The following is an 18,867-nucleotide window of genomic DNA, read 5'->3' on the forward strand; positions in this document are numbered from 1 at the left end:
CTCCCTCTCTTCAGAATCTCTTCAAAGTATAGTGCCTACCACGCCTCTTCTTCAACTATCATTGTTTTTTTCAGCATATATTCAAACGTAATGTCAGCCAGCTCAAACGTTTCCAGCTCCGCAGGTATGTACCCTCTTTTGATCAGCTCCATGTAGAAGAATTCCGCAATTTCCTCTGTATCAATCACCAAATCTGCTTCTTTCATTACATTCCGCCTCCTTTTTTATGATGTATGAACGTCGCCTGTTTTTTATTACAGTTTGTCATAATGGCTCATTCCATACATATAAATGCAGTAAACAAAAAGAAAAGGGGTTTGAGGCAATGAAATGGTTCAACATATTAGATGGAGAAATGTTTGATCAGGTGATGGGCCGTATCTTGAGGGGATGGTTTTATGTGATTGTTTTTTTCTGTGTGCCTTATTTTTTATTCGTGTTAGGACAAGTCTTTCTTTAACCAAAATGCTCGTGTAAACTTTCCAATATAAAATCCATCATATCTTTGTATTCTGGATCTTCGAAAAATTCGTAGAGAATTTTATAGTCATTATAAATATCAAGAAGCTCATCCACTATAGATACAGCGAGGAATTCTAGTGATGCTTCGCTTTCTTGTTTCTCTTCTAATTGTAATAGAGCCGTTTGCACCATATCTTCTTCCATTTCTTTTGAAGTTTCACCCACGTAATGCACAAAAAGAAGCTGATGAACGAACTGGTCCATCTCATATTTCCTCAGGACAAGCGTTAAGTCTTCCTCTTCTGTTTCCAGCCACTCTCCGTCCTTTAGCCTCGTGAGTTCGTAAATGACATCTTCCCAGCCATCATCAAGGTATCGCCATATTTCAGTCCGATGGCCAATAATTTTAAATAGCTCTTTTCCGTAGTCTTTTACATATACAACATCGCCAATGAGGAACTCATATTCAATGTCCAGCTTTTCTGTATCCACAATCACCCCGTCGTACTCATCGTAAAGCTGAAGTGATGTTTCAAAATAAAGCACCTCATTATGATTGACCTCATACAAATAGTGCTGGTCAATTTGATGGACTTTTGTAATCGTTCCGACTGTGCCGTACATGACAACGACGACAATATCCCCTACTTGATATTTTGGTGCTTTCGCCTTCATTCTGTCTCCCCCTTGCCCGACTTTTGGTCTTAACGTATCGTATGCCGGCGCAAGGAATTCTGCATGGGCAACCACACCATGCAAAACGCCATTTTATTTCTCATCAAAAAACCGCTTCTCCCATCTGGAAAAAGCGGTTGTGTGTTATTTTTTTTTGACTTCTACATCATATTGCTCAAACGCTTCGTCAAATGTTGTCATTGAGCTTAAATAATCGCCATTTAATTCCAAATAGGCAGACAGCTCATGATAATCAGTGGACGCTTTCGGGAAGCTGTGATCCTCATAAGCAGCATTTGCAAAATGGCTGATTTCATCTTTCGGTTTTGGATGTCTGTACTTCATTAAATAATGGTAAAACGACTTCACCTATTTTCCCTCCGCGACACTCTATTTTGTTGTTATATTATACAGCAATTTGATGACTTGTATAGGCGGAGGTACAACTTATGATGAAAAGTCAAAGTAATTTCGCTTTAATAACCGCTCCATGCTCATTAATTCTTCATATGAAATTTTTTCTGGAAGTTTTGTCTGATCCACTAAAATTAATTGATCTTCTATCTCTTTGACCGTCTCATCCTTTTGATATGTCATACCGCAATGCGTGCAGGAAATGGACGGTGTTTCGATGATTTCAATGGATTGTGTACCAGTGATCAGTTCCCAATAGACTGTTGTCTGCTCTGCGTTTGCTTTATTTTCCTCACACCAATCACATGTCAGCAAGGCTATTTCTCCTCCTTTACAGTTTGATCTTTTTTAAGCTGCGCTTGATATTTTTTCTCTTTTAATTCATCTCGTTTTTCACGTTTGTTTTTGAGTGTGTCATGCTCAGGATTTGTTTCATATGCTTCTCTTCGTTTCATCCGGCTTAAATTCTCTGGCGTAAACGATTTCGCTTCATCCTGAAATAGTGCAGTAATACCAATTGCCGGGTCTTGTTTCTCTTCATAAATTTCATTAAAATACGCATCTGCCTGGCCTGCAACGTAATGCTCTGGTTCAGGGTAAGAGGTGATGACACCTTCAAAGTTACGAAGGACGACTTTGTCAGGGCTGTGCGATAATAAATAATTTGGCTGCAAGGCGATCTTTCCCCCGCCTCCTGGTGCATCCACAACAAAGCTTGGCACGGCGTAGCCGCTCGTATGTCCTCTTAAGCCTTCAATGATTTCAAGACCTTTTGATACTGGTGTTCTAAAATGGCCAATCCCCTCAGATAAATCACACTGATAAATATAATAAGGTCTGACCCGTATCATCACGAGATCGTGCATCAGCTTTTTCATAATCGGCACACTGTCGTTAATTCCTGCAAGGATGACGGCCTGATTACCTACAGGCACGCCAGCATTTACAAGACGTTCGCACGCTTCTTTCGCTTCTTTCGTAATTTCAATGCTTGTATTGAAATGAGTATTTAGCCAAACCGGATGATATTTTTTCAAAATCTCGCACAGCTCATCTGTAATGCGTTGCGGAAAGACGACCGGTGCACGTGTACCTATCCGAATGATTTCAACGTGCGGAATGTCTCGTAAGTTTTTCAAAATGTATTCAAGCACTTGATCGTTGATCAAAAGACCATCTCCGCCGGAAATTAACACATCCCGCACCTCAGGCGTTTCCCTAATATATCCAATAGCAGCATCTAACTGCTTTTTTGGCACGCCCATACCGATCTGTCCAGAAAAACGTCTTCTCGTACAATAACGGCAGTACATGGAGCACTGATTGGTTACAAGAAAGAGCACACGATCTGGGTATCGATGCGTTAACCCCGGGACAGGTGAGTCTTCATCTTCGTGCAAAGGGTCTTCAAGATCATATTTTGTTTTATGAAGCTCTTCAGCAATTGGCACAGATTGCATACGTACTGGACATCTTGGATCGTCTGGATTCATCAATGAGGCATAGTAGGGTGTAATGTTGAGTGGAATGGTTTTGGTGGAAATCTTCACCCCTTCTCTTTCCTCTTCTGTTAAGTTTACGATTTTCTCTAAATCTTCAAGCGTTTTCACGGTATGCGTCAGCTGCCAAATCCAGTCGTTCCATTTTTCCTCAGGTACATCTTTCCAAAGCTCAATGTCCTTCCAATGACGTGCCGGTTCATATAGTTTCTGATTCATATCCATTCCCCCTATCAGCATTCATCTTATACTATGCAAGTTATGTGCCAACATGGGAAAATGCCCCTTTTCTTTATAAAAGGAGCTTTACCCTTGATATTGAATGGATGGTGGTGCCTATATTTCGGCATCTGCATATTTCTTCAGTTTATATTGCAGCGTTTGTCGAGGGATTTTTAAAGCTGCGGCAGTTTTTTTAATATTGCCTTGATGCTTGTTTAAAGCTTCCTGAATAAGTGTTTGTTCAAATGAAGAGACCTGACTTTTTAAGGAGGCATCGGGTGTTTCATCCTCAAGCTTCTGCGTACGTAAATGAGCAGGAAGATATGAAGGTGTAATGTCTTCCGCTTCCTTTGGCATCATCAATACAGCATGCTCAATGGTATGTTTTAATTCTCGAACGTTCCCCGGCCAGTGATGAGCCATAAACAATTGCTTTGTTTCTTCAGAAAGGCGTTTGACTTTTTTTGAAAACTGCTGATGATAGGTTTGAATGAAATGGCGGGAAAGTAGCAGGATGTCTTGCTTTCTCTCACGAAGCGGCGGGATATGAAAAGATGACACATGCAGTCTATAAAATAAGTCTTCTCTTAAAATTTGCTTTTTCACCGCTTCAAATGGGTCCATATTGAGTGCAGTAATGAGTCTTACATCTACTTGAATCGCTTTTGCATCCCCAATACGGCGCACCACGCCATCCTCTAACACACGTAATAATTTTGTCTGTAGCGTGAGCGGCATCGCTTGCAGTTCATCAAGAAAAAGCGTGCCTCCATCAGCTAATTCAAAGAGCCCCTTGCGATCAATTGCGCCCGTATAGCTCCCTTTGACAGATCCGAACAATAAGCTCTCAAGTAACGACTCTGGGAGTGCTGCACAGTTTTGCGGAATGAACACTTGGTTTTTCCGGTCAGATTCATGAACGATGGCTTGAACGAGCACTTCTTTCCCTGTCCCTGTTTCCCCGTAGACAACAACTGATGACGGGTAAGCAGCAGCTTTTTTTGCCTTTTCAAGCATTTCATTTAAGAGCGGATCATTTGTTAAAAATGAAGAAAAATTGTGCATTTGTTCTACTCCAGCCGCATCGTGTATTCGTTTTTTTTGATCTAAACGATTCGAAAGGGCTGACAGTTTCGATACATCTTTTGCGACTTCGACAGCACCTATTAACTGGCTGTCTTCAATAATTGGCAATGTCGTGTTGACGGTCTCAATTCTTTCGCCGTTTTTATTCAAATAGGTTTGCAGCGAATGATATATGGGCTTCCCTGTTCTCAAAACATGCATCAGCGTACTTGTTTTTTCTGTTAATGAAGGATACACATCAAGGATGTACTTACCAATCACCTCTTCTTTTTGTAAACAGTCAAACTTAGCAGCATTATGATTGTAAAAGATCGTCATTCCTTGATCATCTACAACATGGATCGCTTCATCAATGGCTTCTAAAATTAATTCAAACCAATCCGCTCTTTCGACAACCTTCCCCATTCTTTCCCCCTCACTTTCAGTGCCGAAAAACCGGCATCCATTGCCGGATTTTCAGCGGCTTGATCAGCTTCATCACACGTTCTTCTGTCCTTTCATGTTTCGCTTTTTCCGTGCAACTTCCTGCTTTTTTTGTCAATAGCGTCAAAAAAGCACCCCTCTTATGAGGAGTGCTTTCGCCCTGATGTTTGATAAAGAGACATATCGAATTCTTGCAGCGATTCCATATACAGCGGTATGATCGGCTTTCCTTCTTGAAATAAAGTAAATTGGGAAGGGTATAAATTTATGGGCTGATGATAAAAAGCAAATCGCTTGACAACCTCAGGGTCAATCCGGCAAAAGGTGTGATGCATCAGTAAATACACCTCTTGTTTCCATTTAAAGAGCCTCCTGTTTGGCGGATGAAATACTGGAGACACTTGAATCATGCCTCCATCTTCATACATCTGAAGGCGTTCATTTGAAATCGTATAGATCTCCTTAGAGTGAAACTGAAAATATTGCACGTCACGCTTTGAAGCAAATCGCCTTTTTTTCTGATCTTCAATATAATAGAACGTCTTCCCATGATCTGCCGTGACAACTGTATAATTGGGTACTGCCAGCATATCTTTTATCTCATATTTCATCGCACATAACGAAGGAACCCGAATGGCGCGCCTATTTTTTTCGTTCACCCAGCACCTTTCAATTCTATGAAGATTCCCGCTTGCGATTTGGTAGTAGTCCCCTTCCTTTTCAATCACCGTTCCGTCAATGAGATCATACGGCATACTCGAAAACAAATGATGAAAGGAATGGGGCGTTTTATACGTTGTATCAAGCACATCTCTTAATGGATAAAACGCAGCAAATTGATTCAGCCTCATCCAAAAAACAGAATCTGCATGATGCCAGTGTTTCGCCTCATCATCCCAATATTGTCCGTATTTTTCATGAATGAGCGGAAGCAAACGCCTTCTGTGCATGACCGAACAATGATCCACTTGAAAGGACGCATGCTCCAATATTTGGTCTGCTTCACGCACAAAGCTCATCGTCTCGACTAATTGCTTATCAACATGCACGACCCGCTGCGAGGAATACACTATATCTATATGAGGCATCGACTGAAAAACATCCACCATTTTCTGCAAACGTTCTTGTTGATACACTGTATCATCTGTTAAATAACAAATGAGCTCACCTGTTATACGCGCTAACGCTTCATTAATGAGCGTCGCATACCGTACAGTTAACAGCCGTTTTGCAGGATGAACCGTGCGTGAATATAGATGAATGCGCTCATCTTCTAAATAGGTCTGGATCTTTTCGATGGTGTCTTGTTCTGAGCCATCATCCATAATGAGAAGCTCCCAATTTGAATACGTTTGTTCCATCATACTCTTTAGCACACGATCAATGAAATCAGGTTTATTGTAACTTGTTAAAATCACCGATACTTTCATGATCATTATCCTTTTTAATTAGATTAAAAAGCCCCCCAGCTGACGATGTTCACGTAAGGAACATTCACTCTTAGCTGATTTGTCGCGTTTTTAAAGACCGCTACTGAATCAAAGAGCTGCACAACAACTACGTTTTGAAGGACATCTCCATTGACTAAATGAACGCGTGGCACTGGAATGCCAAGTTCAAGCCATGGACGAAGTAATTCTTTAATGTCTGACACACTCTCTTCCTCACTTTCTTCTAATAGACGAAGAAGAAGTAAAATCAAGATGACTTCAAGTACTCCTTCTGCTTCTAGTAATTCTTCGTTCCAACCATTTAATAATTGATCAAATTCCATTCATAATCCCTCTCTCTTCACATTTAATCTTTACTAGAGTATGAGATTCACTTCATTTAGCCTCAGCATTTGAAAACATTTTTAAAAATGTGTGAAGTGATTAAATTTTAAAAAGAACAAGGAATCAGCGTTCTGCTTATACAAAAAAAAATAAACGGCATATACATAGGGGTGAGTTTGAATTGATGAAGAAAGGATGGGGAAAAAATGAACGACAAGCGTGCCGAATTAAAAAAAGAACTATTTAAAGTGTTTTTCAAACCACTTACTCGTGCATTAACAGTTAATCTTGAAGAAGGAGGAGTTCAAATGGAAGAGAAATTGAATGATTTATTAAGTGAAGTGGCAGCTGAGGCATCACCTTCAGATTCTGCTACAACACTCGATGTATCTCAGCCAGCAAGATGGATTTTTGCAAGACTTTCACCAGGAACTGTCATTAGCATTGTCACTGATTCAGGAGACTTAATCGGGCCAGTTCAATTCGTATCATTCGATGCGTCAACAGGTGTTGTCTTTGTTACACAAGAAAGCTCAGTCACACCAACAGGCTCTGCAACGACTTTATTAGATGTAGATAAAGTTGAAAGTGTTACGTTCACGTCTTAATGTGAGAGGGTCATCATGAAGCTTCTTTATATCAGCTCTGGCTACGGCGGAATCTATCACATGTTTGATCAATGGGTAGAAGAGAGCTTCATTGATTCCCCCTTTTCATGTGTAAAGATTAACCGAGAATCTCTACCCACTCACATGCACAAAATCCGGACATTTTCTCCGGATTTTGTTTTGATGATGATCGGTGATCATGTTCCGAGCGAAGTACTTCATCAATTCAAACAAGAAAAGATCCCGATCGTTTTGTGGATGACAGAAGATCCTTTTTATACAGATGTGTCAGCTGCTTGTGCACATGATGCGCGGCTCATATTAACAATTGATGAAGGAGCTTTGCCATTTTACAAGCAATTGGGCATAGGTGACGCCTACTACTTTCCCATTCCGGCAAATACACGTATTTTTCAAAAAAACGAATCGTCTGAAAAAATGTGCATCTACGACATTGCACTCATTGGCTATCCTTATCCCAATCGCACGAAAGCCATTGATACACTCTTACAGCAGAAAAAATGGCGCATTCTCGTAGCAGGTAAGGAATGGCATCGTCATTTAAATAAGTCACGAAGACATGATCGAGATCTCACATTAGTGACCAATTGGCTGAGTCCTCAGCAAATGGCGGGAATCTATCAACAATCAGCGATTGTTCTTAATCCGCACAGACCAGCTCAATTTGCCTATAACAAAAACAAAGCCATGATTCAAAATGTAAGCCTGAACAATAGAGCGTTTGATATCGCTGCAGCGGGAAGCTTTCAATTGACGGATCTACAACCGCCTCCAGCCTTTTCAAGCTTCGCTTTTTATAAAGATAAGGACGATATGCTAGAACAGGTTGAATATTATGGATCAAATGCCGTGAAAAGAAAAGCAATCGCACAAAACAATTACGAACAAGTCGTTTCCTGGAATACATTTGAGTCATTTCCACACAGACTTTATGAAATCGTAAAAAGCGCCCTATGACAGGGCGCTTTTCTCGTTGAAATTCATCTTATGCCTAACCCTCCGCATCTCTACGAGCCAATAAGACTTTCTCCGCTTTCTCAAGGTCTTCTTCCTGTTTCACCACAAGTGATTTTTGGGGATCCATAATATACGCTCCAACAGATCCTTCTAAAAAGGAATGAATGCATTCTTTTGCATATGGAACATGAAAAGCATACACTGCTCCATTTAAACGACCATACGTATATGGCTGCTCTTTTTTTGGCATGAAAAAGTAATGATTGTCCTTATATAAAGTGGCTTCATTATTCTCATGCAATGTCCATGTCTCATTTGGGTTTTCTAACGCCTCTGTAAAAGATGCCATGCAGTCATAACTTCCTTCTACTAAAAGCTCCAAGCACTTCTCTATATCTTCCGGCTGTCTTAAAGGAGACGATGGATGTAAATATAGAACAATATCAAATGTCTTCCCCTCACGCTCTAAATAAGCAAGCGCATGTTTCACCGCTATGAGTGACGGTGTTTGTTCTGTTACATGACTGTCTGGCAGTTCAATTACATGGGCTCCGTAGTGAGAAGAAATGATTTGCGTATTGACATCCTCTGTAGAGACGATGATTTCATCTAACTCAATCATTTGCAGTAACGGCTGAATGGTCCAATAGATGAGCGGCCGCTCCGCCAATACGCGAATGTGTTCATCATGCTGATCGCGCCTGCTTCTAAAAGCTGGTATCAAGGCTAATATACGATTTCCCCTATACATGTATTCCCTTCTCCCCTCGCGCAAAGCTCTCTTCATTTTCTCCTGAGCTGATCGCAGTACTGAAGTATTCAGGTCTCTCGTTTTTCTACTTATTCTCTTATCTCTCCATATTCTATTAACACGTCAAGCAGATGGTTATAATGTGTTCACCTAATTTATATAGAAAGTGGTTCTTTTCCTCAAACGGATACCACTCTTTCACATATGATGCAAAGTAGAGAAATGAGAGTTGGGGGATTAGATATGTCCAAAAAGATAGAAAAGAATTTGAGGGCTTTTTTTCGTGATAAAACAATATTAGTCACAGGCGGTACAGGTTCAATCGGCCGTCAAATTGTGAAAAAATTAACAGCATGCTTTCCAAAGAAGATTATCGTCTTCAGCAAAGATGACAGCAAACAATACATGATGAAAAATGAGTATGCAGATCACCCAGAAGTGGCCTTCGCTTTAGGGGATGTACGAGATGCAAGCCGAGTGAGACAGCTCGTCAAAGGCGTTGATATCATCTTTCATGCAGCCGCCTTAAAACAAGTACCTACTTGTGAAGACAATCCGTTTGAAGCCGTACAAACAAATATTATCGGCGGGCAGCACGTCATTGAGGCTGCGATTGAACATGAGGTCAGTCATGTTGTCAATATCTCAACTGACAAAGCAGTGTCTCCGACAAATGCCATGGGTGCAACAAAATTAATTTCAGAAAAATTATTTTTCCAAGCAAACGAATGTAATCCGAACCAAAAAACGATGTTTTGCTCTGTGCGTTTTGGCAATGTGCTTGGATCAAGAGGTTCCGTCATTCCCATCATGCTCCAGCAGTTGTTAAATGAAAAACCTTTGACTGTTACTGATCCTCTTATGACACGTTTTTTTATGTCCATCGAAGAGGCTGTCTCCCTCACACTTCAAGCAGCCATCATGATGAAAGGCGGAGAAACATTCATTCTCAAGATGGAGTCATTACAGCTTGCTGATCTCTTAAAAGCGTTTCAAGAATATGCTGATCAAATCAGTGTCGCATCTCCGGAGATTCTCGTTGTCGGGAAAAGACCTGGAGAAAAGCTTCACGAAGAGCTTACATTTCAGCACGAAGCAGATGCACTATTTGAGCATGAACAATTTTATGCCATTTTGCCAAGGCCCAAACGTCATCCTGACTTTCAAAAAGTCGACTTAACCAATTACACATCCAATGAAGCGCCTCTCATTACAAAAGAAAAGCTGTTCCACATCATTGAACAATTACATCACACGCATCATAAAAAATAAAAAATCGTCACATGGAAGCAGATGCTTTCCATGTGACGATTTTTCAATAGATCAATCAAATAGATGTTTCAAATCCCCATAGCCTTCTTTTTCAAGATCATCTTTTGGGATAAACTTCAAAGCGGCTGAGTTAATACAATACCGAAGACCATTTGGTCCAGGTCCATCAGGAAAGACATGGCCTAGATGAGAATCAGCTGTCTTGCTGCGTACCTCTGTCCGCACCATCCCATGGCTTTTATCCACTTTCTCCGCTACTTCCTCATCTTCAAGCGGCTTTGTGAAACTCGGCCAGCCGCAATGGGCATCAAACTTATCTAAAGAAGAAAAAAGCGGCTTGCCTGAGATGATATCGACATAAATGCCTTCTTCTTTATGATCCCAAAATTCATTTTGAAATGGCGGCTCCGTGCCATTATTCTGTGTGACTTCGTACTGCATACGGTTTAATTCTTTTAGTCGTTTTTCTTTATCGTTTGTCATGATTTATCACTCCAATGGGACTCAATAAAACCCGCTCTGCCAGAACCGACATGATAACGTTCATAATGCATTTTATTCTTTTTATAATAGTGCTGATGATACTCCTCTGCGGGATAAAAAGGAGCAGCATCTAAAATTTCTGTTACGATTGGCTTTTGGAAGATGCCGCTTTCGTTCAGCTTCTCTTTCGATGCCTCTGCAAGCTTTCTCTGCTCGTCATGATGAACATAGATACCTGTGCGGTAGGACTCTCCTCTATCACCAAATTGCCCGCCATCATCTGTTGGGTCTATTTGCTGCCAATACAGTTCTAATAGCTTTTCATATGGGAAAACGTCTGGATCAAACGTAATTTGAACCGCTTCTCTATGTCCCGTTGTATTTGTACATACTTCTTCATAGGTCGGTTTCACTGTATGTCCGCCAGTATACCCTGATTCAACTTTGATAATGCCCGGCTGTTCATCAAAAGGCTTAACCATACACCAGAAACAGCCTCCTGCAAATGTGGCTAATTCTTGTTTTTCAGACATATTAGTGCCCCCTTCATTTAAAAAATGGTATCATCATATTATAACATGATGAAAAATAATGAAAATGATACGACTTGTATACCTAAATGATCAAAAAGCATTTTGTCGTATTTTAAAATATAATGGGGGTTTAATGATTGGAACAAAGAAAAAAAATGATGTATGAAATGGATACCTTACTGAGAACCGTATTTAAGCAGATCCGTTATGAGATTAACAGCCTGCTCGAAAACGAATTATCTCGGAATGAATTTCTCATTTTAAATCTGCTTCGTGAGCAAGGGGCAAAAAAAGTAACGGAATTTGCGTCCATTTTAGGAGTGTCAGCAAGCCATATCACAGCTGTAACCGACACACTTGTAGAAAAGGGCTGGATCACCCGTATCCGTTCTAAAGAGGATCGCCGCATCATCAAAATCCACTTAACCGATAAGGGTAAGGAAATTACTGAGCATTTTGAGAAAAAGAAAACAGAATACTTTATGGAGCGATTTGAATCATTCGACGACGAGGAACTAAAAACAATGATCAAATTATTTAAAAAGCTGGATAAAAGTCAAAAGGATTAAGCATAGAATTTAGCGCTCTGGACATGCTACAGATAAAAAGAGGTGGAATGAACCATGACGAGCCCTTATCTTTGTCCAAACTGTAAAACGAACAGAACGCGCTTTAATTTGATTGAGCAGCTTTCAGAACCTGTGAAGCTTGACCCTGCGACCGGAGCAGTTGTTGAAAGATACGAAGGAGAGCAGCTTTCTCCTTTTCACATGAGCTATCAAGGTCCACAAATAAAAGTCCAGTGCGGTGTTTGTGGCCTCATTGAGGATGAAAAAACGTTCATTAAGCTAGCTGAATATCATCAATATTCTTCTCCTTCTTAACATGCGGGCCTGACGGAAAACGTCAGGCTTTTTTCTATGTCCCATTTGCCTATACAGATCACCTTTTACATGCATACGCTACAAAAAACACCATCGTATAAGAAAGGAGGGATTGATAACATGCAGCAGCTCTTTTATCATAAATATCCATATCGTCCACTCGCTGCGGGATTCGAGCACCCTCAGAGCAGTCCTGCAAATAAAGCCTTTATTCGGCTCTTTCACGCTGCCCCAGATCTTAATGAGCTCGCTGTATATGTGAACCGAAATGAGGTCTTGAAAAAAATACCTTACAGCCAATTAACAGCTTATATGGAGTGGGATGAGGGAATGTATGAGATAGAAGTGTTCAAGCTAGCTACAAAACAAAGAGTTCTTCATTCTCGTATGATAATTAAGCGTGACGAGATTTACACCTTATGCATCACAGGTGCACATGCAGGTTTTGCGCTACTCACAGAGCGGCAAGACCCTTTGATTCAACATGAGGACCTTTCAGCCCTTACCTTTGTCCATCTGTCTCCAGACCTTCCTTCCATTGATCTATATGAACGTGATCAAGGGATGCTGGCAAAGGAGCTTCACTATGTAAACGGCACTCACATTCATCATTTCTCTCCGAATAAATATCATTTTGAATTAAAAGCCGCCGGCACTCAAAGTATATTGCTTGATATTCCAAAAGTTCATCTGCAAGCTAATCGTGCATATCTCATTCTGCTTCATGGTTTTGCTAACGGAGAGCCAGAGCTTATGGCGAAGGTAGTCTTGTCTCAGCAAATATAAAAAAGAGCCTTTTCCATAGAGGAAAGGCTCTTTTACGAGACATCTTCAGCTTTTTCTTGCTTTTGAAAATCAAAAGCAAGAATCATGATACCTAGAAATAATGCACAATAGGCAATATTTAAGTAAAACTGATCGATATTTTCTGCTCGTAAATCAGTGGCAGCTGTAATGCCAAAGTATGCAGCAAATAAAAACGACAGTAAACTAAAATATTGATAGACTCGCTTCATGATTTCACTCCTGACTCACTTTCTATTGCTTTGGATGATAATAGGAGAACTCAATTTCATCGTTCTCTAGATCAATTTTGTTCGCTTTCACATACATATCATTCGTCAGTGGCATTTCTGAAAGGCGCACTTCAACCGTTTTTTGATCCGGTTTCACATGAACGAATTCTGGCAGTTCATAGAACTGGCCCATGTAGCTTAGAACAAAACTAACCGGAATGCTTAATTGACCAATTGAAAGACCATCCACTTTCAAAAGCACATCACCATTATCTTCAACAGTTGGCGTAAATGAGACGTTTGCATCAATCGTCGAAGAGAAAGCTTTAATGGCGCCTGTTACTTTCACATCTTGATCGATCGCCACATGAAAGTCTGGCATATCACTTGACCCTTGATTTTTCAAATAATCATTGATAAAGCTAGTGAGTGATTCTTTTGAGCTAGATATATTAAAAGAATACTCGCTTTTCAATTCTTTCGTTGAAGCGGATTGACCGCCTGGCAGCAACATTAAAATACCGCAGGCAAGTACAATCAATAGATTGATTGCAAGTAAAATAAAAAATAAGCTTTTCCACTTTTTCATACGTTCACCCTATTCCTTCGGCAGTCCTTCTTTTTTCACTTTGGAGAATAATCGATTTGCCATAAGAGAGTACCCCTTTTGGTTTGGGTGGAAATCATCATCTGCCAGTAATTTTTCATCAGAATCTTCCTCAAATAAATCTGCTACGTTGATCATTTTAGCGTTGCCGTCTTTTTTTAGTTCTTTTTTGGCGACGGCATTCCAGTCTTTGACGACTTCATCAATGTCTTTCAGCTCAGTGAGACTGAATTTAAAAGGATTATACATGCTTACATACATGATCTTCGCATGGTCATTATGTTCTCTCAGTTGAGCAAGAATGGTTTTAAAGCGCTCCTCAAAAGGCCCCTGCTCTTTTTGAAAAGGAGCAAACGTCAAATTGAGTACATTTTGACGAACGACATGCATTAAATCATTGCCGCCGATCGTAAAGAAGATATAGTCAGCATCTTTCAGACCCTCTTGCACCTTTTTTTCTTTTAATCTTTTTAATAAATCTACCGTTCTACTGCCTTTAATGGCATAGTTTTTTAATGTGACAGATTGCACGCCGTCCACCGCTTCTAGCTTATCACGGGTCATGCCTGCATATCCTTTTTTTTGTTGATCTCCGATTCCTTCTGTTAAGGAATCTCCAACCGCTGCGATGGTAATATGTTCTTTTACGTCTTGTGTGTCTTCTAGTTTATCCTTTATGCCAGCCTCTTGCGCGGAACATGCAGAAAGAACAAAAGCTAGAGACATCACAATCAAAATCAAACGAGCCTTCAAACGATGATGTCCCTCCTTTTTCTGATTAAAAAAGTGTATCATGTTTTTGCTCATTTGAACATCTTTATGCTAGCTTCGGATCAGCGTTTTGATGTCCTTGATGATGTCATCATATGGCGTGTTTTGTACACCATCATAATTTTTCATCACTTTTCCTTCTTGATCAACTAGAAAAAACAATGACTGATGAATCACTTGGTCTTCATCTTCAGGTTTCTTCACAATGGTTTTAAAGCTTTTCATTGCGAATTTTTCGATCGCAGACTGTGAATAGCCAGTGAGGAAATCCCAATTTTTAAAGGATAAAGGATATGCTTTTGCAAATTCTTTTAGCTTTTTCGGTGAATCTACCTCCGGGTCCACGCTAAAGGAAATGATACGTGCATCCAATTTTTCTTCTTTTAACCGTTTTTGCAGCTCTGTCATATGCGCGGTCATCGGCGGACAGATCGTTTCACAGCTTGTGAATATAAAATCTGCCACCCATACTTTCCCCTTTAAATCATCTAACGACACCTTTTGTCCATCCTGATTTTCATACTCAAACGGCTGTATTTGATAATTTAACGCATCTTTGATTTGTCCATTTGAACATGAGACTAAAAGAAGCACGCTTATGATCATAAGCGCACCAAGTGAGGCTCCCCTTTTGTTAAGCATGACACGTCCATCCCCTTTTTCAAATCAATCGGTATAAAAAGTAAAACCTATTGCGCCCTTTCCAGTGTGACACGAAATAATCGGAGTAGTGTAGGCGATGTCGACAAGAGCTTCAGGTGTATGATCAAGCAGCGCTGATTTGAGCTTTTCAGCGAGTTCTAATGCATCTGCATGCGCTATCCCAATGGCTTGAACTGTTTTTCCTTTCACCGCCTGTACATACTGTTTGGTTAAATAGCGGACAAGAGCAGAATAGCTTCTCACATTCGCTTCCGGCGTATATACCCCGTCTGTTAAGCTGGCAATTGGTTTGATGTGAAGAAGTGAGCCGATCAGCGCCTTCCCTCTTCCAATTCTTCCACCTTTCACGAGATTTTCTAATGTATCGATTGTGACAAATAGCTTTGTTTCAAGGCGGATTTTATCCATTTCTTTAATAATGTCTTCGCGGCTTGCACCATTTTGTGCAAGTTCGGCTGCTTTGGTGACTTGAAATCCTAATCCATAGGAAATAAAGTTTGAATCAATCACGGTAATGTTTCCGTCTACCATTTTCGAAGCGCTTTCAGCAGTTTGAACTGTACCACTCATTCCGCCCGTTAAATGGATACTAATGACTTCGCTTCCATCTGCCGTTAGCTTTTCATATAACTCGACGAATTGACCGATCGCAGGTTGAGACGTTTTCGGCAATTCTTCAGCGGCCTCCATTTTTTCAATAAATTCATCTGGCTGTATATTCACTCTGTCAATATAATCAACCCCAGAAATGGAGATATTGAGCGGAATTACGTGAATCGAAAGATCATTGATTTTTTCTTGCGGAAGGTCCACAGTAGAATCTGTTACAATTTTAATTTGTTTCACTATCGTCTCATCCTTGCTGTCTTAGTCTTTACATATGATATTACCTTATTTCACGCATAGTTGAAAACAACTGTCAGAACGTTTTTGAAATTGTCACATTTTCTTGGTTGCATGAAAAAAATCCTTGCCAAGCTGAGCAGCAGCCATTTCAAAACAGCCGCTCACTCCCTTTGACAAAGATTCCTTTTTACGCATTGTGTTTCAGTGTAGGCTCCTGATAGATCTGCTCATATGTGCTCCACTTGACGTTACGTTTCACATCCTCTCTGAAAGAGTACACAGCCCTCTTTCCTTTAGATACATAGACTTTTTTCAAGAAAGCTTCAAGTCTAAAGGTGAGCATGAAACAATGCGGCTCATCTCCCTTTAGTACAGGAACTTCTGTTACCTTGATCTGAGCTCCATCCATCCGTCTAAAACATATTGTTTTGAGCAGCACAAACGATCAATCCTCTTTTCCCATGTTCTGTTAAGCCTAAATAAATAGGTGGAATAAATCTTGATCTTTATTCACTTCAACATAATGGAATCCTTTTTTATTCATCCGTTCAATGAGCGCCGTATAGTCATCTCTTTCCTTCAATTCGATGCCAACAAGCGCAGGTCCTTTGCTTCGGTTATTCTTTTTCGTATATTCAAAGCGGGAAATATCATCATTTGGCCCTAATACTTCATCTAAAAATTCCCGAAGCGCACCTGCTCTTTGCGGAAAATTGACAATGAAATAATGTTGAAGCCCTTCATAAATCATCGACCGTTCTTTGATTTCTTGCATTCTGCCAATGTCATTATTTCCTCCACTGACAATACAGACAACATTTTTCCCTTTAATCTCCTCGCGGTGAGCATCAAGCGCTGCGATCGGAAGTGCACCTGCCGGCTCTGCTACAATCGCACATTGATTATAAAGCTCTAAAATGGTTGTACATACTTTCCCTTCAGGTACAAGACTAATTTTATCAACAACAGACTGTAGAGATGTAAACGTCTTTTCGCCAATCCGCTGAACCGCTGCTCCGTCTACAAACTTATCAATGGAATCAAGTGTCACAACCTTGCCCTTTTCATGGGAAGCATGGAGTGATGCTGCGCCAAGCGGTTCGACTGCGATGATTTCGGTTTCTGGGGCGATATTTTTAATATATGTACCCACTCCAGATAACAAACCTCCACCTCCAACACTTGCAAATAAAAAGTGAGGCTCCACTTCGATATCATTTAATATTTCTACAGCAGTCGTTCCTTGTCCTGCCATCACATCCAAATCATCAAACGGATGGATAAATTCACGCTTTTCTTCATCTCCGCATTTCACTGCTTCATGATATGAATCATCGAACGTATCTCCGGTTAAGATAATTTCAACATATTCTTTTCCGAAAAGCTCCACTTGAGATACTTTTTGCCTTGGTGTCGTAGCAGGCATAAAGATTTTTCCGTGGATACCTAGATATTTACAAGAATAGGCAACCCCTTGTGCGTGATTTCCTGCACTTGCGCAGACAATGCCGTTTTTTAGTTTATCTTTTGGAAGCTGGCTCATTTTATTAAAAGCGCCTCTTAATTTAAAGGAACGAACTACTTGAAGGTCCTCTCTTTTTAAGTAGACATTACATTCATATCGTTCAGAAAGTCGCTCATTTTTTTGAAGAGGTGTATGAATGACTACATCCTTCAAATTTTGATGGGCCTTTAAAATATCTTTCACTTGAATTAGCGTGTTTTCTTTGAGCAACGGTTTCATGTACAAGATCCTTTCTCTTTAACCTTATTTAATTTGTCATTATAACATGAATATTCAAAAAATAAACCAATAGATCATGGATCAAGTATAAATTTTATAAACTTTTTCGTTTCTCTGTACATTTGGTTTTATTGGGTGTTACAATTGAACCAATTAGAACCATAAAGAAAGGAATCACCCGATGACCACTCATTCGTTTACGTCTATATATGGAGAGCATCAAGAAATAAAGCGTGCCATTCACCTAGCAAAGCAATTCACAAAACACGAACAGCCAGTCTTGATCACAGGAGAAATCGGCACAGGCAAAACGCGATTTGCCTATGAAATTGCTCATGCATCGGCTTCAAACGCTTCACTGACACATCTATATTGTCCCATCCTAGATGAAGCTACGTTGCAGAAAGCCTTCACGGAAAAAACCCGTCAAATTCTTTATTTAGACGAAATTGCCTCATTAAGTATTCCAATGCAGCATCAGGTCATTCGTTTTCTAGAAATTTCTCCTGCAACAAAAATCATTGCCACTTCGTCTTTATCAATAGAGGCATTGAGGGTTTCATCTACCTTTTTACCTGAACTGTTTTATCGCTTAAATGTTTTCCATTTGCCTTTGCCGTCATTAGCAGATCGAAAAACAGACATTCCTGTGTTAACAACTGCTTTCTTTCAGGAGCTGAGCATGACACCTGATATTGATCCAAGTGTTTGGGAAACCTTGCAGGAGTATCCGTTTGAAGGAAACGTCCAGGAACTTAAAAATATCGTTCAATATGCTGCAGTCATTCTCGAGGGGCAAACGGTATTTTTACACCACCTGCCGCCCTTTGTGTTAACCCCTCTTTCACCAGAGGTAAAAGGAAAAAAGGAAGAACACCAGCTCACACTAATGGAAAAGCAAGAGTTTGTTTTCCTGCTAGAAGCTATTAAATCTCTCAATGAGAAAGGTGAAGCTGCTAGCAGGCGCATCTTGTCTGAGTTAAGCAAACAAGGCGACATCCCGCTGACCCCTCAGCAGGTGAGGAGCCGATTAGATGACCTTGAGAAAAAAGCATACGTGACGAAAGGAAAAGGCAGGGCCGGCACAAAGATTACACTTGAAGGTCTGTCATTCCTAAAGTCACTTGATGGTTATATACCGGTTCAATAAAAGGA

26 protein-coding genes are annotated in these 18,867 nt (G+C 40.3%); 7 read left to right on the plus strand and 19 right to left on the minus strand.

What is annotated here, in order from left to right:
- Positions 1–35: 35 nt before the first annotated feature.
- The 9 genes from GPS65_RS11310 to cgeC all read right to left on the minus strand — a co-directional run bounded on the left by GPS65_RS11310 (position 36) and on the right by cgeC (position 6,555).
- Positions 36–206 carry a YozD family protein gene (locus tag GPS65_RS11310; RefSeq protein WP_012010277.1) on the minus strand — a complete coding sequence of 57 codons (171 nt, stop codon included), beginning with the start codon at positions 204–206 and terminating at the stop codon, positions 36–38.
- Positions 207–456: 250 nt separating this feature from the next.
- Positions 457–1,137 carry a hypothetical protein gene (locus tag GPS65_RS11315; protein ID WP_012010279.1) on the minus strand — a complete coding sequence of 227 codons (681 nt, stop codon included), beginning with the start codon at positions 1,135–1,137 and terminating at the stop codon, positions 457–459.
- Positions 1,138–1,281: 144 nt separating this feature from the next.
- Positions 1,282–1,506: a YozE family protein gene (locus tag GPS65_RS11320; RefSeq protein WP_088001623.1), complete on the minus strand. Its 225-nt coding sequence runs from the start codon at positions 1,504–1,506 to the stop codon at positions 1,282–1,284.
- A gap of 78 nt (positions 1,507–1,584) precedes the next feature.
- Positions 1,585–1,866, minus strand: coding sequence for a YokU family protein (locus GPS65_RS11325; protein ID WP_012010281.1), 282 nt, complete (start codon positions 1,864–1,866; stop codon positions 1,585–1,587).
- Positions 1,867–1,868: 2 nt separating this feature from the next.
- Entirely contained in the window at positions 1,869–3,269 is a 1,401-nt protein-coding gene (kamA, locus tag GPS65_RS11330; protein ID WP_144482121.1) for a lysine 2,3-aminomutase, read from the minus strand.
- A 117-nt stretch (positions 3,270–3,386) separates the two neighbouring features.
- Positions 3,387–4,763 carry a sigma-54 interaction domain-containing protein gene (locus tag GPS65_RS11335; protein WP_119125014.1) on the minus strand — a complete coding sequence of 459 codons (1,377 nt, stop codon included), beginning with the start codon at positions 4,761–4,763 and terminating at the stop codon, positions 3,387–3,389.
- 16 nt (positions 4,764–4,779) lie between these two features.
- On the minus strand, positions 4,780–4,908 hold the full coding sequence (locus GPS65_RS19630) for a hypothetical protein (RefSeq protein ID WP_260857661.1): 129 nt from the start codon (positions 4,906–4,908) through the stop codon (positions 4,780–4,782).
- Between the two features lie 13 nt (positions 4,909–4,921).
- On the minus strand, positions 4,922–6,217 hold the full coding sequence (locus tag GPS65_RS11340; protein WP_119125015.1) for a glycosyltransferase family 2 protein: 1,296 nt from the start codon (positions 6,215–6,217) through the stop codon (positions 4,922–4,924).
- Positions 6,218–6,234: 17 nt separating this feature from the next.
- A complete protein-coding gene (cgeC, locus tag GPS65_RS11345) occupies positions 6,235–6,555 on the minus strand; it encodes a spore maturation protein CgeC (RefSeq protein ID WP_144457540.1) in 321 nt (106 codons plus the stop codon).
- Between the two features lie 207 nt (positions 6,556–6,762).
- On the opposite strand from cgeC, the gene GPS65_RS11350 reads away from it, so the two are divergent.
- Positions 6,763–7,164, plus strand: a complete 402-nt coding sequence (locus GPS65_RS11350; RefSeq protein WP_012010286.1) for a hypothetical protein — start codon at positions 6,763–6,765, stop codon at positions 7,162–7,164.
- 15 nt (positions 7,165–7,179) lie between these two features.
- Entirely contained in the window at positions 7,180–8,142 is a 963-nt protein-coding gene (locus GPS65_RS11355; protein ID WP_119125017.1) for a CgeB family protein, read from the plus strand.
- 34 nt (positions 8,143–8,176) lie between these two features.
- Here GPS65_RS11355 and GPS65_RS11360 read toward each other — a convergent pair whose 3' ends face one another.
- A complete protein-coding gene (locus GPS65_RS11360; protein ID WP_119125018.1) occupies positions 8,177–8,893 on the minus strand; it encodes an acylneuraminate cytidylyltransferase family protein in 717 nt (238 codons plus the stop codon).
- A 243-nt stretch (positions 8,894–9,136) separates the two neighbouring features.
- On the opposite strand from GPS65_RS11360, the gene GPS65_RS11365 reads away from it, so the two are divergent.
- Positions 9,137–10,165, plus strand: coding sequence for an SDR family NAD(P)-dependent oxidoreductase (locus GPS65_RS11365; RefSeq protein WP_119125019.1), 1,029 nt, complete (start codon positions 9,137–9,139; stop codon positions 10,163–10,165).
- Between the two features lie 51 nt (positions 10,166–10,216).
- On the opposite strand, the gene msrB is transcribed toward GPS65_RS11365, so the two are convergent.
- Entirely contained in the window at positions 10,217–10,648 is a 432-nt protein-coding gene (msrB, locus tag GPS65_RS11370; protein WP_012010290.1) for a peptide-methionine (R)-S-oxide reductase MsrB, read from the minus strand.
- A complete protein-coding gene (msrA, locus tag GPS65_RS11375) occupies positions 10,645–11,181 on the minus strand; it encodes a peptide-methionine (S)-S-oxide reductase MsrA (RefSeq protein WP_119125020.1) in 537 nt (178 codons plus the stop codon). The genes msrB and msrA overlap by 4 nt, the downstream gene beginning before the upstream one ends.
- 155 nt (positions 11,182–11,336) lie before the next feature.
- Between msrA and GPS65_RS11380 the strand changes: the two genes are divergently transcribed.
- The 3 genes from GPS65_RS11380 (at position 11,337) to GPS65_RS11390 (ending at position 12,851) form a co-directional block, all read left to right on the plus strand.
- On the plus strand, positions 11,337–11,750 hold the full coding sequence (locus tag GPS65_RS11380) for a MarR family transcriptional regulator (RefSeq protein WP_370339267.1): 414 nt from the start codon (positions 11,337–11,339) through the stop codon (positions 11,748–11,750).
- A 54-nt stretch (positions 11,751–11,804) separates the two neighbouring features.
- Positions 11,805–12,065: a hypothetical protein gene (locus tag GPS65_RS11385; protein WP_012010293.1), complete on the plus strand. Its 261-nt coding sequence runs from the start codon at positions 11,805–11,807 to the stop codon at positions 12,063–12,065.
- 120 nt (positions 12,066–12,185) lie between these two features.
- The gene (locus GPS65_RS11390) at positions 12,186–12,851 is read left to right on the plus strand and encodes a DUF4397 domain-containing protein (RefSeq protein ID WP_119125021.1); all 666 of its coding nucleotides are present in this window, start codon (positions 12,186–12,188) and stop codon (positions 12,849–12,851) included.
- 32 nt (positions 12,852–12,883) lie between these two features.
- Here GPS65_RS11390 and ypmT read toward each other — a convergent pair whose 3' ends face one another.
- The 7 genes from ypmT to ilvA all read right to left on the minus strand — a co-directional run bounded on the left by ypmT (position 12,884) and on the right by ilvA (position 17,712).
- Positions 12,884–13,081 carry a protein YpmT gene (ypmT, locus tag GPS65_RS11395; RefSeq protein WP_012010295.1) on the minus strand — a complete coding sequence of 66 codons (198 nt, stop codon included), beginning with the start codon at positions 13,079–13,081 and terminating at the stop codon, positions 12,884–12,886.
- Between the two features lie 22 nt (positions 13,082–13,103).
- Positions 13,104–13,670, minus strand: coding sequence for a YpmS family protein (locus tag GPS65_RS11400; protein ID WP_012010296.1), 567 nt, complete (start codon positions 13,668–13,670; stop codon positions 13,104–13,106).
- A 9-nt stretch (positions 13,671–13,679) separates the two neighbouring features.
- Positions 13,680–14,441 carry an SGNH/GDSL hydrolase family protein gene (locus tag GPS65_RS11405; RefSeq protein ID WP_238389093.1) on the minus strand — a complete coding sequence of 254 codons (762 nt, stop codon included), beginning with the start codon at positions 14,439–14,441 and terminating at the stop codon, positions 13,680–13,682.
- A 69-nt stretch (positions 14,442–14,510) separates the two neighbouring features.
- Positions 14,511–15,101, minus strand: coding sequence for an SCO family protein (locus GPS65_RS11410; RefSeq protein ID WP_088001637.1), 591 nt, complete (start codon positions 15,099–15,101; stop codon positions 14,511–14,513).
- 24 nt (positions 15,102–15,125) lie between these two features.
- Positions 15,126–15,968: a DegV family protein gene (locus tag GPS65_RS11415; RefSeq protein ID WP_012010299.1), complete on the minus strand. Its 843-nt coding sequence runs from the start codon at positions 15,966–15,968 to the stop codon at positions 15,126–15,128.
- A gap of 187 nt (positions 15,969–16,155) precedes the next feature.
- Entirely contained in the window at positions 16,156–16,407 is a 252-nt protein-coding gene (locus GPS65_RS11420; RefSeq protein WP_012010300.1) for a YpmP family protein, read from the minus strand.
- A 36-nt stretch (positions 16,408–16,443) separates the two neighbouring features.
- Positions 16,444–17,712 (minus strand): threonine ammonia-lyase IlvA, encoded by a 1,269-nt coding sequence (ilvA, locus tag GPS65_RS11425; protein ID WP_012010301.1) that lies wholly within the window; start codon positions 17,710–17,712, stop codon positions 16,444–16,446.
- Positions 17,713–17,893: 181 nt separating this feature from the next.
- Between ilvA and GPS65_RS11430 the strand changes: the two genes are divergently transcribed.
- Positions 17,894–18,862, plus strand: coding sequence for a sigma 54-interacting transcriptional regulator (locus tag GPS65_RS11430; protein ID WP_012010302.1), 969 nt, complete (start codon positions 17,894–17,896; stop codon positions 18,860–18,862).
- Positions 18,863–18,867 lie beyond the last annotated feature (5 nt).

Source organism: Bacillus pumilus, assembly GCF_009937765.1.
Classification (GTDB): domain Bacteria; phylum Bacillota; class Bacilli; order Bacillales; family Bacillaceae; genus Bacillus; species Bacillus pumilus_O.